At 66.9% G+C, this 14,906-nt stretch carries 9 protein-coding genes and 1 pseudogene; 5 read left to right on the top strand and 5 right to left on the bottom strand.

The features are described from left to right. The first annotated feature begins 50 nt into the window (after positions 1–50). Positions 51–4,586 carry a PAS domain S-box protein gene (locus ENE75_RS00045; protein WP_128194392.1) on the top strand — a complete coding sequence of 1,512 codons (4,536 nt, stop codon included), beginning with the start codon at positions 51–53 and terminating at the stop codon, positions 4,584–4,586. Here ENE75_RS00045 and ENE75_RS00040 read toward each other — a convergent pair. Beyond that, positions 4,568–6,175 carry a gamma-glutamyltransferase family protein gene (locus ENE75_RS00040; protein WP_128194390.1) on the bottom strand — a complete coding sequence of 536 codons (1,608 nt, stop codon included), beginning with the start codon at positions 6,173–6,175 and terminating at the stop codon, positions 4,568–4,570. The genes ENE75_RS00045 and ENE75_RS00040 overlap by 19 nt on opposite strands. 90 nt (positions 6,176–6,265) lie before the next feature. Between ENE75_RS00040 and ENE75_RS00035 the strand changes: the two genes are divergently transcribed. Both ENE75_RS00035 and ENE75_RS00030 read left to right on the top strand, forming a co-directional pair. Next, positions 6,266–7,813 (top strand): class I adenylate-forming enzyme family protein, encoded by a 1,548-nt coding sequence (locus tag ENE75_RS00035; RefSeq protein ID WP_128194388.1) that lies wholly within the window; start codon positions 6,266–6,268, stop codon positions 7,811–7,813. Positions 7,814–7,889: 76 nt separating this feature from the next. Continuing rightward, complete coding sequence (locus tag ENE75_RS00030; protein WP_128194386.1) at positions 7,890–8,870, top strand: NADPH:quinone oxidoreductase family protein; 981 nt, start codon at positions 7,890–7,892, stop codon at positions 8,868–8,870. A 607-nt stretch (positions 8,871–9,477) separates the two neighbouring features. On the opposite strand, the gene ENE75_RS00025 is transcribed toward ENE75_RS00030, so the two are convergent. Continuing rightward, positions 9,478–10,674, bottom strand: coding sequence for a Fic family protein (locus ENE75_RS00025; protein WP_199232216.1), 1,197 nt, complete (start codon positions 10,672–10,674; stop codon positions 9,478–9,480). Positions 10,675–11,096: 422 nt separating this feature from the next. Here ENE75_RS00025 and ENE75_RS00020 point away from each other — a divergent pair, with 422 nt between their 5' ends. Then, the gene (locus ENE75_RS00020; protein ID WP_128194382.1) at positions 11,097–11,612 is read left to right on the top strand and encodes a hypothetical protein; all 516 of its coding nucleotides are present in this window, start codon (positions 11,097–11,099) and stop codon (positions 11,610–11,612) included. 119 nt (positions 11,613–11,731) lie between these two features. Further along, positions 11,732–11,968 carry a helix-turn-helix domain-containing protein gene (locus ENE75_RS00015; protein ID WP_128194380.1) on the top strand — a complete coding sequence of 79 codons (237 nt, stop codon included), beginning with the start codon at positions 11,732–11,734 and terminating at the stop codon, positions 11,966–11,968. Positions 11,969–12,698: 730 nt separating this feature from the next. Here the strand turns inward: ENE75_RS00015 and ENE75_RS00010 are convergent. From ENE75_RS00010 to ENE75_RS25175, 3 genes and pseudogenes are all read right to left on the bottom strand, one after another. Then, positions 12,699–13,619 (bottom strand): nucleotidyl transferase AbiEii/AbiGii toxin family protein, encoded by a 921-nt coding sequence (locus ENE75_RS00010; protein ID WP_128194379.1) that lies wholly within the window; start codon positions 13,617–13,619, stop codon positions 12,699–12,701. Beyond that, the gene (locus ENE75_RS00005; protein WP_128194377.1) at positions 13,616–14,362 is read right to left on the bottom strand and encodes a type IV toxin-antitoxin system AbiEi family antitoxin domain-containing protein; all 747 of its coding nucleotides are present in this window, start codon (positions 14,360–14,362) and stop codon (positions 13,616–13,618) included. Before ENE75_RS00005 ends, ENE75_RS00010 begins: the two co-directional genes overlap by 4 nt. Positions 14,363–14,551: 189 nt before the next feature. Then, a pseudogene (locus tag ENE75_RS25175) lies at positions 14,552–14,906 on the bottom strand (hypothetical protein); the annotation flags it as partial.

The raw sequence follows: 14,906 nt of genomic DNA, 5'->3' as shown, positions 1-14,906 counted from the left end.
CAGCCTAGCCAGTCACGCCATAGGCCCGGACCCGGACCGACCCGCACACGATGGCAAAGCAGCCTGCCCCGCCAAAGACACCCGTTCATGACCCGGCCATCGGCGCGGGCCTGGCGGAGATCGATCATCGCCACCTGCAGGTGGCGCTCTTGATCGACACGCTGAGACGCCACCTGCCAGCCGGGGCCGAACGGGACCTGGCCGAGCAGGCTGCGCGCGAACTGGCCGACTGCGTCTTGGCCTGTCGTCGGCTGCAGTCGGAAGCGCTTGAACGCGAGTTCTTCTGGTTCGAGAGCGAGCGCAGCGGGCTGATCGGCGGCTGGCGTGCCGAGCCGGCGAGCAACGCCTTCACCTGGACGGCTGGCGCGTCGACCATGCTCGAGCTGCCACCGGCCACCGTGCTTGGCCTGGACGGTGCGCTCGCCCTCTTTGAGCCAGGCTCGCGTACGCGCGTGGCCGGGCACCTGCAGTCGTTGCTGTCGGGCGGTGAACCGTTCGCGCTGCGGGCCCAGGTGCGCACGGCCCGAACCCGGGTGGTGAAGTGGGTCGAAGTGAGCGGCCGGGCCCGCTGCGACGACGATGGCCACATCGCCCAGATCGCCGGCACGATCCGGGACGTCAGCGCGCAGGTTCGGGCCGAGGACGAACAGCGCCGCAGCAATGTGTCGCTGGCCGAGCTGCAGCAGCTGGCGAAGCTGGGCACCTGGCAACTGGACCTGACCTGCGATCGGCTCGACTGGTCGAGCGAGGTCTACCGCATCTTCGAGATCGACCCGAACGAGTTTCAGCCGTCCTACACCGCGTTCCTCGAGGTCGTGCATCCGGATGATCGCGACGCGGTCAACGCTGCCTACCGGAATTCGCTGGTCACCCGCCAGCCCTATGCGATCCGCCACCGGCTGTGCATGACCGACGGCCGGATCAAGCATGTCCATGAACAGTGCCAGACCTTCTTCGACGAGGCCGGCCAGCCCGTGAAATCCTTGGGCACGGTCCAGGACGTGTCGGAGCAGGTGCTCGCCGAGGTGGCACTGCGTGAATCCCGGAACCTGCTGCAGGCGGTGATCGACCACGTCCCGATGCGCGTGTTCTGGAAGGACCGTGCGCTGAACTACCTGGGCTGCAACCCGGCCTTTGCCCGTGACGCCGGCAAGGCCTCGCCGGCCGAGCTGATCGGCAGGGACGACCGCCAGATGGGCTGGGCCGAGCAGGCCGATCTGTACCGCGCCGACGACCAGCGCGTGCTCGACACCGGTGTGTCCAGGCTCAACTTCGAGGAGCCCCAGACCACGCCCGACGGCCGGCAGATCTGGCTGCGGACCTCGAAGGTGGCCTTGAAGGACGACGATGGCGCGGTGATCGGCGTGCTGGGCCTGTACGACGACATCACCGAGCTCAGGGCCACGCAGGCGCAGCTGCAGGACTCGGAACAGCAGTTCCGCGACCTGTTCGAACTGTCGCCCGACCCGGCCTGGATCATCGACGACGAACGGTTCGTCGAGTGCAATCGGGCTGCCGTCGCAGTCCTGGGCTACGACGACAAGGCGCAGTTGATGGGCGTCCGTCCCGCGGCACTCTCGCCCGAGCTTCAGCCCGACGGCGAGGCCTCCGTCGCCAAGGCCAGGCGCATGATGCAACTGGCCCGGGAACGCGGTTTGAACAGGTTCGAGTGGGTTCATCGGCATCGGGACGGCAGCGATGTGCCGGTGGAGGTGACGCTGTCGGTCCTCATGCAGCGCGGGCGCCAGGTCATGCACTGCGTCTGGCGCGACATCAGCGAGCGGCAGCGGGCCGAAGCGGCCCTGCGCGCGAGCCAGGAGCGGTACGACCTTGCGGCGCGCGCCACCGACGACGGTCTGTGGGACTGGGACATGCAGACCCAGGCGGTCTACTTCTCTCCCCGGTGGAAAGCGATGCTCGGCTACGCCGAGCACGAGATGGAGGACTCCTTCGCGCTGTGGGAATCGCTGGTGGACGCGGACGGCCGTGCCCGGACACTGGCGCGGATCGACGACTGCGTCGCCGGCAAGGCCGACGGCTTCAGCGTCGAGTTCAAGATGCGCCACAAGGCCGGACACTGGATCGACATCCTGTCGCGCGCCACCATGATCCGCGATGCCGATGGCAAGGCCGTGCGCATGGTCGGCACCCACCTCGACATCACGGAACGCCGGCGCATCGAGAACGACCTGCGCCGCAGCGAAGCTTCCCTGGCCGAGGCGCAACGGATCGCCCACATCGGGAACTGGCAGTTCGACGCCCGAACCGGGGCCACCGAGTGGTCCGACGAGATGTACGGCATCTTCGGCCGCCAGCGCGATCACTTCGTGCCCAGCCTCAGGCGGTTCCTCGCCACGATCCATCCCGACGATCTGAAACCGGCCCGGGCGTCGGCCGAGGCGGCCATCGCCGACCGGCGCGCGCACGCCATCGACCATCGCATCGTCCTGCCCGACGGTTCGAACCGCTGGATCCAGGTCCGATTCGAGCCCAGGTTCGGCGACGATGGGAAACTGCACATGCTCACCGGCACCGTGCAGGACATCACCGACCGCAAGAATGCGGAGCTGGCCCTGCGCGAGAGCGAACAGCGGTTCAAGGACTACACCGATGCCTCGTCGGACTGGTTCTGGGAGATGGACAGCGACCTGCGCTTCACCTACTTCTCGGAGCGCAATGCACAGGTGCTCGGTGACGCGTCACAGCGGTCCCTGGGGCGCCGCCGGGAGGAGGTCGCGGACCCACGGGACCTGGCGATGCCGGAGTGGCAGGCCCACCTGGCCGCGCTGGAGCGGCACGAGCCGTTCCGCAACTTCGAATACCAGCTGCGCGGCGACTTCACCGGCCGCTGGCTCAGCGTCTGCGGCGTGCCGCACTTCGACGAATCGGGGGCCTTCCTGGGCTATCGGGGCACCGGCTCGGACATCACGGTGCGCAAGACGGCAGAACTCGCCGTCCAGGTCGAGCGCAGCCGCTTTCTCGACTTTTCGCAGAGCACGGCCGATTGGTTCTGGGAGATGGACGAGCAACTGCGGTTCAGCTATTTCTCCGAGAACTTCGAAGCCAACCATGGCACGAAACGGGCGGATTTGCTGGGCAGACTGCGCTCGGAACTGATGGCCGACCACGACCTCAACCCCCCCGACCTGGTCGCCGCCAACGATGCGTTGATCCAGCAGCGAAAGCCGTTTCGGGACTTCGAGTACCGCATCAAGACCGCACGAGGCGAGATCCGGTGGGTGTCGGTCAGCGGCGTCCCTGTCTTCGGTGTCGACGGCCGGTTCGAGGGGTACCGGGGCGTGGGCCGCATCGTCACGGAACGCAAGCTCCTGGAGATGGAGCTCGAGCGCCATCGTCACGAGTTGCAGCGCCTGGTCGAAGAGCGCACCGCCGAGCTGGTGCAAGCCAAGGCGCGCGCCGAGCAGGCCAACGTGGCCAAGAGTGCCTTTCTGGCCAACATGAGCCACGAGATCCGCACGCCGCTCAACGCCATCGCCGGCATGGCCCACCTGGTCAGGCGCGGTGGCCTCACGCCGGGCCAGACCGACCAGATGGGCAAGCTCGAGGGCGCGAGCGAGCATCTGCTGAGCATCATCAATGCCGTGCTCGAGCTGTCCAAGATCGAGGCCGGCAAGTTCGTGCTCGAAGAGACCCCGGTCTCCGTCAGCGCCCTGCTGGGCAACATCGTGTCCATGCTGCAGGACCGGGCCCGCGACAGGCAGTTGCAGTTGACCACGCAGATCGGTTCGCTGCCGCCACACCTGCTGGGTGACCCGACACGGCTGCAGCAGGCGCTGCTGAACTATGCGGGCAACGCCGTGAAGTTCACCGAGCGAGGCCATGTGGCCCTGCGCGCGAGCTGCGTGGAGGATACGGGCGACAGCGCGCTGCTGCGGTTCGAGGTCGAGGACACGGGCATCGGCATCGCGCCCGAGGTGCTGCCGCGCCTGTTCGGCGCCTTCGAGCAGGCCGACAGCAACACCACGCGCAAGCACGGCGGCACCGGCCTGGGGCTGGCCATCACCCGCAAGCTGGCCCAGCTCATGGGTGGCGATGCCGGCGTGGTCAGCACCGTCGGCGCTGGCAGCACGTTCTGGTTCACCGCGAGGCTCAAGGTGGCCCAGGACGCCGGTAGGTCAGGCGCGACGTCGCCAGGCACGCTGGCCGCGGAGGACCTCATCGCGCGCCGGCATCCGCACGCACGCGTGCTGCTGGCCGAGGACGAGCCCATCAACCGCGAGATCACCTTGACGATCCTCGAGGACGTCGGCCTCGTCGTCGATGCCGCCGTCAACGGCCGCGAAGCCCTGGACATGGCCGCGCACAGCGACTATGCGCTCATCCTGATGGACGTGCAGATGCCGGAGATGGATGGCCTGGAGGCCACGCAGCGCATCCGTCAGCTCCCCAGACACGCGGGCACGCCCATCCTGGCGATGACGGCCAACGCCTTCGTCGAGGACAAGAACCGCTGCATCGCCGCCGGCATGGACGACTTCATCACCAAGCCGATCGCGCCCCGGCACCTCTACGAGACGCTCCTGCAATGGCTGGGGCGCAGGTCAGGTCAGTACCCAGCCGCCTGACCCTCACGCCGTGAATCGCTGGCGGCCACGTAGCCCTCGACGGCCGGGTCACCCATGCGCCAGATGAACTGGCCGGAGCCGAAGTCCATGTAGGGGTCCAGCGTGGGCTTGAGCGCATGGCCCAGGCCGCGCAGGCCGTCGGCCAGCGCCGGCGCCATCGTGTGTTCGCAGTCGATGTCCAGCCCCGTGGCCACCTTCCAGCGCGGCGCGTCGCAGGCCGCCTGCGGCTGCTGCCCGTGCACCAGCATGCGCACCAGGGTCTGCAGGTGGCCCTGCGGCTGCATGTTGCCGCCCATCACGCCAAAGCTCATCACCGGCTGGCCGTCCTTCGTCAGGAAGCCGGGAATGATGGTGTGGAACGGCCGCTTGCCGGGCGCCACCACGTTGGGGTGGCCCGCATCCAGCGTGAAGCCATGGCCGCGGTTCTGCAGGCTCACGCCCACCTCGGGCACCACCACACCGCTGCCGAAGCCCATGTAGTTGGACTGGATCAGGCTGATCATCATGCCGGACTCGTCGGCCGCGGTCAGGTAGATGGTCCCGCCCTTGGGCGGCGTGCCGGGGCCGAAGGACTGCGCGCGATTAGGGTCGATGCGCTTCGCGCGCTCGGCCAGGTAGGCGTCGTCCAGCAGGTGGGCGGCGGTGACCTCGGTCATCGCCCGCGGGTCGGCCACCCAGCGGTAGGTGTCGGCGAAGGCCAGCTTCATGGCCTCGATCTGCAGATGCTGCGAGGCCAGGCTGTCCACCGGGTGCGCGGCCAGGTCGTGGTGGCGCAGCATGCCCAGCGCCATCAGCGCGGCGATGCCCTGGCCGTTGGGCGGGATCTGGTGCAGGCGGTGGCCGGCGAAATCCATGCCGATGGGTTCGACCCACTCGGGCGCGTAGCCGGCCAGGTCGGCCACCGTCATCGACCCGCCATGCGCCGCGCTGTGCGCGGCCAGGGCCTGAGCCACGTCGCCGCGGTAGAAGGCCTCGCCCTGGGTCTCGGCGATGCGGCGCAGCGTGCGGCCGGCGGCGGCGAAGCTGAACCGTTCGCCCGGCGTGGGCGCGCGGCCGCGGGGCATGAAGGTCTCGCGGAAGCCGGGCTCGTTCTCCAGCGCCGGCACGGCACGCGCCCACTTGTCGGCCGTGACCACACCCACGCCGTAGCCGCGCTCGGCGAGTTCGATCGCCGGCTGCAGCAGGTCGCCGAAGGGCAGCTTGCCGAAACGTTCCGACAGCGCCACCCAGCCGGCCACGGCGCCGGGCACGGTGACGCTGTCCCAGCCGCGCATCGGGAACTTTTCGCCGTGCTTCGTCAGGAAGTACTCGCGCGTCCACGCCGCCGGTGCGGTGCCGGAGCTGTTGAGGCCGTGCAGCTTCTGCCCGTCCCAGAGGATGGCGAAGTTGTCGCTGCCCAGGCCGTTCGAGCAGGGCTCGACGATGGCCATCGCCGCGGCGGTGGCGATGGCGGCGTCCACCGCGTTGCCGCCGGCCTGCAACATGCGCAGACCGGCCTGCGCAGCCAGTGGTTGCGAGGTGGCGACCACGTTGCGCGCGAACAGCGGGCTGCGCACGGTGGGGTAGGGGTTGTGCCAATCGAAGGCCATCTTGTCTCCTGCGGGTCAGCCAGCGGCGGCCGGGTCGCGCATCTTACGGGGGCCTCCAGCGGACAATGGGCCCCTGCCGCGAAACACACCATGAACCTGCCCGATGCTTTCCGGTCGCTGCCGGACCTGATCCGCGACCATGCCCGCACGCGGCCCGATGCACCCGCGCTGACCACCGGCGACGACGTGCTGTCCTATGGCGCACTGGACACGCTGATGGACCGCGTCGCCGCGGCGCTGCAGCGCGACGGTTGCGCGCCCGGCGGCACGGTGGCCCTGTGCGGTGCGGCGTGCAACGCCTACCTGGTGCTGTTCCTGGGCGCCTTGCGTGCCGGGCTGGCCGCCGTGCCGCTGGCGCCGGGATCGACCCCCGAACAGTTGGCCGGCATGGTGCGCGACTGCGGGGCCGGACACCTGTTCAGCGACGCCGGCACCACCGCCGCACTGGCCGGGCAGCCGCTGCCGCCGGAGCTGCATCGGCGTCGGTTCGACGACGATGACGCGCCGGACAGCTGGCGTCGCTGGCTCGCTCCCGAGGGCTCTGCACCGCAGCCGGTGGCGCTGCAGCCGGAACAGGCCTTCAACGTCATCTACTCGTCCGGCACCACCGGCACGCCCAAGGGCATCGTGCAGCCGCACGCCATGCGCTGGGGCCAGGTGCGGCGCGCGGCCACCGCCGGCTACGGGCCGGACGCGGTGACGCTGATCGCCACGCCGCTCTACTCCAACACCACGCTGGTGGTGGTGGTGCCGTCGATCGCCCACGGCGGCCACGTGGTGCTGATGCCGAAGTTCGACGCGGCAGCCTACCTGGCGCTGGCGGAACGCCACCGCGCCACGCACACGATGCTGGTGCCGGTGCAGTACCGGCGGCTGATGGAGAGCCCCGTCTTCGACCAGCACGACCTGCGCAGCTTCCGCTTCAAGGCCTGCACCAGCGCGCCTTTCCCGGCCGCGTTGAAGGCCGAGGTGCTGCGCCGCTGGCCCGGCGGCCTGACCGAGTACTACGGCATGACCGAGGGTGGCGGCAGCTGCATCCTGCCCTGCCACGAAAACCCGGACAAGCTGCACACCGTGGGCCGGCCGGCCGAGGGGCACGACATCCGCCTGATCGACGAGGACGGCCGCGAACTGCCGCCGGGGCCGGACACGGTGGGCGAAGTCGTCGGCCGCTCGCCCAGCATGATGACCGGCTACCACGGGCAGCCGGCCAAGACCCGCGAGGCGGAGTGGTTCGATGCCGAGGGCCGGCGCTACATCCGCACCGGCGACGTCGGCCGCTTCGACGCCGACGGCTTCCTGATCCTGATGGACCGTCGCAAGGACGTGATCATCAGCGGCGGCTTCAACGTCTACCCCAGCGACCTGGAAGCGGTGCTTCGCGAGCACCCGGCCGTGGCCGACGTGGCCGTGGTCGGCGTGCCCTCGGCGCGCTGGGGCGAGACGCCGGTGGCCTTCGTCGTGCTGCGAAGCGGGGAAGGCGACGATGCCGGCACGTTGCGGGACTGGGCGAATGCGCGCCTGGGCAAGACGCAGCGGCTGGCCGACCTGAGGCTGTGCGGGACCCTGCCGCGCAGCGCGATCGGCAAGGTGCTCAAGCGCGAACTGCGTGACACCTACGGCGCGGCACCCGACTGACCGCTGTCGCGCACGCGATTGCCTTTGGTCAAGGCTTGCCGACAATCGCCCAATCACGACACTGGAGACCCCGCCCATGCAAGCCCTGCGCTGCCACGCCTTCGGCCCGATCGCCAACCTGGTGGTCGAGGACATCGCCTCGCCCGCGCCTGGCGCCGGCGAAGTGCTGATCGACGTGCACGCCGCGTCCATCAACTACCCCGACACGCTGATGGTGCAGGGTCTGTACCAGGTGAAGCCACCGCTGCCGTTCACGCCGGGCGCCGAGCTGGCCGGCGTGGTGGCCGCCGTCGGCGACGGCGTGCGTCATCTGAAGGTGGGCGACCGCGTGGCGGCGTCCACGGGCACCGGCGCCTTTGCGCAGCAGGCCGTGGCCGAGGCCACGCGCGTGATGCCCCTGCCGGACGGCATGGACTTCGACGCCGGCGCGTCCTTCGTGCTGGCGTACGGCACCAGCATCCATGCGCTGCGCACGATTGCGAAGCTGCAGCCGGGTGAGACCTTGCTGGTGCTGGGCGCGGCCGGCGGCGTAGGCATCGCCGCGGTGCAGATTGCCAAGGCCATGGGGGCGCGCGTGATCGCCGCCGCCTCCAGCGACGCCAAGCGCGCGCTGGCGCGCGAGGCTGGCGCCGACGAGACCGTGGATTACACGCAGGCCGAATGGCGCCGTGAAGTCGAACGCCTCACCGATGGCAAAGGCGCCGACGTGGTCTACGACGCCGTGGGCGGGAACTACGCCGAGCCTGCGCTGCGCGCCACGGCCTGGCGCGGCCGCTACCTGGTGGTGGGCTTCGCCGCTGGCGAGATCCCCAAGCTGCCGCTGAACCTGGCCCTGCTGAAGGAGCGCGCCATCCTCGGCGTGTTCTGGGGCGCGGCGATGACCCGTGAGCCAAGGCAGCTGATGGCCGACCTGCAGCAGCTGGCCGCATGGTTCGCCGAAGGTCGTGTCACGCCGCCGGTGACCGAGCAGGTGCCGCTGACCGGGGCAGCCGACGCGATGAGCCGTCTGGCCACGCGGCAGGCGATGGGCAAGCTGGTGGTGCGGCCGCGCGGTTGACGGCGCCAGGCGCGGCGCCTTCGTCCAGCGTGCCGCGTGCCGCGAGATGCGCCGGCGGCGCAGGGTGCGGCGCCTGGCCGTCAGCGGGCGATGACGACGCGCTGCCAAGGACCAACGCCCACCGTGGGGCAGCCTTGTGCAGCGAATGGCAGGCAGGATGAAGGCCCGGCATGGCTTCGACAGACCCCGGAAACGACAAAGCCCGCATTGAGCGGGCTTTGATACGTCCGGGTCGGGACGCGCTATTTGGTTGCGGGGGAAGGATTTGAACCTTCGACCTTTGGGTTATGAGCCCTCCGCCCTCCGGCGGCAACCGTCGATCTGAAGTGTACATCAATCGGCTTTGTTCTGTGCTGACAACAACATACGCGCGGTCCGGAGCGCTTGCGCCGGACCCCTTGCCACACCAAAGCAGGCCGATTTCGCTGCGACGGACCAGACAGCCCAACCTGCGGATTGCAGTCGGGATCCGACCGTTGGGATGAACGCAAAGGGTGGCCGGCGCGGCCGCCCTGGCGAAGTTGCTGGATGCCGCGCGCCAGGAGATGGGGCGTGCGCGCAGGCACACGTTTGCCCGCGCGGCCGGCCAGCATCAAGCGCCTCCCGGTCACTGCAGCGCCGCCGTGTCGGCCTCGGCCTCCGGCCACAGCGCAGGAAAGTAGAAGCGCAGCGCATGCAGGGGCAGACCAAACCGGACCTTTCCTTGCACCGTGTCGCTGCGCAACAGCCCGCGGCGCACCAGCGCCGAGATTACGTTCACGGCCGTGCGCTCGCCCAAGCCGGTCATCCGCTTGAACTCGCCGCGCTCGATTTCCAGGCCGGTCACGAAGAGGTAGTGAAGTGGACGTAAGGCCTCAATGCGCACACCGCTCCTGACGGACTCCTGCTCATAGGTCAGGCAGGCCGCGATTCGCTGGTCGATGGCACCCAGGTTGAGCATCGAGCGCATGAACGACACCTGGTCGATGCAAACGTCCAGGACATAGTCGATCCAGTCGACCAGGGCCGATTCGCTGAGATTGCCCCGGCCGTCCAGGTCGCCGCGCCGTGGTTCGTCAGCGGCAGCCAGCAGCGCGTAGTAGCGGTCGACAGACCGGGCGAATCCGCGCAGGGGCGACCACATGCCGCCCGTGTATCCCAAGGCGCTGAGAATGGTGTGCGTGTGCAGGCGCATGACTCTGCCATTGCCGTCGACGAACGGGTGGACCCACCCAAGACGCTGGTGAGCAGCGGCCATCGCCACCAAAGCGGCATCGCCGCGGCGAACGCCTCCATAGAAGAAGGCCCAGCGATCAAGGAAGGTGCCTACGCTGGCGGCCGTGGGCGCCACATGGCGTCCCACGCTGACCTCCCGGTCCCGCAGCGTGCCGGGCTCGATCGGCGCGCCTTGATCGGTCTGAAGGTCGCCCGCAGGCAGCCTGGAGAACAGGGCGCGGTGGATGTCCTTGACCGCCTGCGCCGAGTACAGATCGACCGCCCCGGCGGCACCTGAAAACCGCGCCTCAAGTTCGATCTCAGCGTCGATGTGGGCGATGGCCAGGCGCTGGCGCGCAGCCAGCTTGGCGTCCTGCGAGAAATCCTTGCGCAGCGCCTGCTCCAACTCGAGCGGGCGCGTGTGCTGCCCTTCGATGCGGTTCGAGTAGTACGAGTTCATGGCGCGCAGCAGGCCGCGCAGTTCTGCTGCGAGTGTCTGACTGGCCAAGCCGCTGGCCGACAGGGCCAAGTCGTGCGCCTTTGCCAACAAAGGCTCCTGGCGCGCCGAGGAAGGAAGCAGCGGCTCGAACTGGTGAGGCTGATCGAACATCTGGGTGCTCATGCGAACATTGACTGCTTCATAACTCAATGTCGGGAATAGACTTTTTGGCAATCGTGCGCCAATTATTGCGCACCTTGATGCGAAGTTCCTTGCCAAGGGCGTTCGGACTGCTTGAAGCACCGGACCTCGCGCCCGAGACGCTGGATCTAGGCCCGGACTCAAACGGACCGGACCCGGGGACGCCCGGCTTCAGCGCCCGCTGCCCGGCATCTCCCGATGTTCATGTCCTGTGCACGAAATCACTACTAATGCCTTCCGCAAACTTTCATGTAAGTTATTGATTTTGAAAGCCTTTTTGTCGTAACAGGATGTACGATTTTGCGATTATGAAGGTGCCGTCAGTAGGCTGAGCGCATGTTCAATTCGCCGGGCACCAGAGCACCGCCTCCTCCCGGCAGCACGCACCGGTCATGACAAAGCCCCTGCCGTCCCACGCCCGCTTCGAATTCCAGCAGACGCCACTCTGGGCCATAGGTGATTGGGACACCTCGGTCATGCAGATGCAGATGCAGGTCGGGCGCCTCGGCAACCACCTGATCCCACATGAACTTTGGACGGCCGACGCCTTGCTCCACCTATGCGTCGTTCACCTGCCCGTTCTCGTGGTCGACCCCAAGCGCGCGAACTGCTATCGCGTGGTTGCCAACGCCGAGGCCTTGCCGCTGGTACGCATGCGACTTGACGCTCGCGAGCGGATACCCAGCCTGGTTGCCAGGCGAGGTCTGGCAGAGAAAGACCGACAGCTACTCCTGGGGCTCGGTCACATGGGGATTTCGGCACTGTTCCGCGACCGGGTAGGTCAGGTGACCACGATGGCGTCCTTCTGGCTACACCTGTGCAAGTTGGGCATCAATCCTGTTGATCCTGGCCGACAGCTCGTCGGTCGTCAGATACGTCTGGCTCATGCTACCCTCCATCGCAGTTGATAACTTCACTCATCAAACGCAGCGTCAAGCTGTCGTCTGATGCGAACTATTGACATCGCGCGATCTTTTGCAAGATCGTTTGATGACTTTTTTTATCAAACGTTGTTTTGGGGAAGCGCGTGATCCGGTTCAGGCTCGCAGAGCAGATCGAGAAGCTCCAGTTCAAGCAGTCGCGCCGGATCACGATCCAGGAAGTCGCGGAGTCCACGGGCGTGAACCGCATGACCCTGTCGAAGATCCTCAATCACAAGGGCCACAGCACGGGCACCGACACCCTGGACAGGCTGTGCACCTATTTCGGATGTCGAATCGAAGACCTCGTCGAGCACGTGCCTGACGAGCTTGATGCCGCATGACGCGAAGTAGCGGCTTGCTCAGCAGACAACTAGATGACCAGGCCGGAGGACACGGTGCGTGAGTTCGTCGACCTTCGGCTGAAATGGGCCGGCTGGGTCGTTCAGGACATGGCGCAGTTGAATCGGACGGCTTCCCTAGCTAGGCTGCCGACCGCTGATGTGATGAAGCAGACAATTTGTCGATTGCCTGCGAGCTGCACTGGCGGCATTTAGGAGCGCGGCGGCGAGCATGCCGAAGTCCACGAACCCTACCGACAGCGACTAGGACCGCCAGCCGCCGATGACACAAGCCCAACGGTCAAAGGGACGAACCACTGGTCTCGGGCCGGTTCTGTGACGTCACAGAACCTGTCACAGATCCTGTCACAAGGCCCAGAAACGACGAAGCCCGCTCGAGGCGGGCTTCGCAAGTGCCTGTCGGCACTCATGTTTCTTGGTTGCGGGGGAAGGATTTGAACCTTCGACCTTTGGGTTATGAGACCGTCTACCATCCGTGTAACCCAGATGGTTCACATCTGGCCCGGATGGTTCTAAGAGGGGTGTCACACCACTTTTCCCTCTAGAGCCAGTCGCTAGGGTGGTGTGACGCTTAACGCCACCTGCACTCTAGTGCCATCTCTTCAGTGTCACACCAAGCTTCCCGTGAAGCTTGAGGTGCCGCTTCAACGCTGCGACCATAAATCACCATGACGAGGGCGTCAACCTCGACGCGCTTGAGGGCGTCAGCCTGCTACATGGCGGCCAGTCGTCGCGCCAGCTCGTCGTGCTGCTGAGCAAACCTCTTGCCGTTACGGCGCAGCTTCTCGAGGTTTACCAGCTTCCACTGCAAGGCAGGTAGTTGCTCAAGGTGAGGGTAAGGCATCAGCGCCCAGTTCGGCACGGCTTGGGCCATCGACAGCAGGAACTCACGTTGGCGGGGCAGCAGGATGCGCGGTAGCTCGTACAACAGACGGCCGCGCACTGCCTCGAGTGCGCTCAGTTCTACTGGTGCACCCGTCATGCCCTCGAACTCGTACTTGAAGACAGCCGCGAGAGGCTTCATTGTCGGGAACAGAACCTCGTGGATCGGCCGGTTGTGCCCGGCCAGGTACACCACGAAGCAATCCAACATCTCTTCGCCCCACAGGTGCCCGGTGTCGAGCATCAGCTTGACGTCGAACAGATCCCGAGGGTGCTGCCTGTCCAGCGCCGCCACCAGCTTGCTGCCGTAGAGCTCCGCTGACGACAAGGTCGGGAGTTCGATGCTGGCCGCGAAGCGCTCTTGTGCGGCTGGCACCAGTCGGCGCGGCTCTACCGGCAACACCGTGCCACGGAAGACGTAGTTCACCTCGACCTTGACCTCAGCGTCATCGGCCCGGATGTACAGCTTGGCTTCGTGGCCCTCCGCCGTTTTCGGCATCACCACGCCGTACCCCATGCGGGCCACCCGCTCACGGATGGCTGCCAGTTCTTCGCCAATGGCCTGGATGGCAGCCTGGCGCGGCATGTCATGGCGCGTGAACACGACGTCGATGTCGACGGACAAGCGCGGCATGTCCTGCAGAAAGAGGTTGAGCGCTGTGCCGCCCTTCATCGCCAGCAGCGGGTTCACAAACACCGCCGGCGCGATGTCCAGCAACAGCCGCACCGTCCGAACGTACGCGTCGTTCACTTCGGCCTCTTGAGGTTCAGGCGTTCGCCGGTACGGGTCTTCGCTACCCAGCGGCTTCCACCACCCAGGCGCTCGCTGGCGGCCCTGGCCAAAGACTTCCAAGGCAGGTCTAGCTCATCGGCAAACGTATGCGCCAGGCGCGCGACCTTGATGCGCTTGAGGTGGCGCAGCAGCGCTTCGAGTACATCCAGGCGCAAAGACCGCGCCGCTTCGACGAGATGGCGCGCCTCTTCGAGACCCTGTCTCTTGCCGACGTCGCTCAGCAGTTCAAGGATCGCCCGCTCTGGCCCCGAGACCGGCACGTCTGCACGGCCCGCCGGCAGTGGTCCCAGGCTCAGGTCGGGAGGCATGACGGGGTCGAACAGGTGCGTAGCCTGGTACGTAGCGGGAAAGGACGAGGTGAACCAGTTCGGGAGGGCACCGGGGCGATCCCCCCAAAGCACCAAGCGCTCCTTCACGGCAAGGTTGTGCCGCACCCCGCGCCAAGACAGCGCGGTCTTGCCTGCGACGTGCAGACCCGGGGTTTCCGCCGCGAGCCTGGCCAAGGCGGCATCGCGATCGAGTTGATCTCCGGGCAGCAGGTAGATGCCGCGCCCGAGGCGGGTGAGCCAACCACTGTCCGCCAGTCGGGCCACCTGTTGAGCGGCCAGACCCCGCTCGCTCAGCCACTGCGTGGTGAGTGGACTACCGCGCGGCACTTCTGGCAGGAGCTTGCGGAATAGAAGACTTGGCGTCGTTCCCATCCTGCGGAATTTACGCGGATTTTTCTATGCCGTCGAGCGCCTTCGATCGCAGAGGCAGTTGTAGCCTCCGCCGCCCCGCAGCATGGAAACCTCAAGGCAAATTACATCAGGCGCAAATTTCGGAAATAAAAACATTCCAATGAGCCTGGTGTCACCTTGCCGAGCGCACCGATCAACCCGAGGGCCGCATCAGGACACAGCACCCCGGCACCCCTGGATCAGCCAGGGTAATGCTTCCCGCTGAACGCGCCGCACCACCTCGCTCAGTGCCGGCGCATCAATCCGAGCACGCTTCAAGAAGGCCGCCCAGACCGTCTGCCGAGAAGCGTTCGCGTTGAACTCCTCGCTCAGGAGGAGGGGTCCTGACTTCGGAACTGGCTGAACTCGATCCCGAAACGCATCGGTCACAGCGGCAGTTGTCAACGCCGAAGTAAATCTGACCCACTTTGCCGGGTTGTCGCCGAAGTAAATCTGACCCACCCAGGCACGATGGATCGCGCTGCTCGGACGCGCAGGGCGTAGCCCGAAGCGGCCGAGCAGCGCG

Origin of the sequence: Rubrivivax albus (genome assembly GCF_004016515.1) — a bacterium.
In the GTDB taxonomy this organism is placed as follows: Bacteria; Pseudomonadota; Gammaproteobacteria; order Burkholderiales; family Burkholderiaceae_C; genus Rubrivivax; species Rubrivivax albus.
This window is presented reverse-complemented; position numbering and strand designations above follow the sequence as displayed.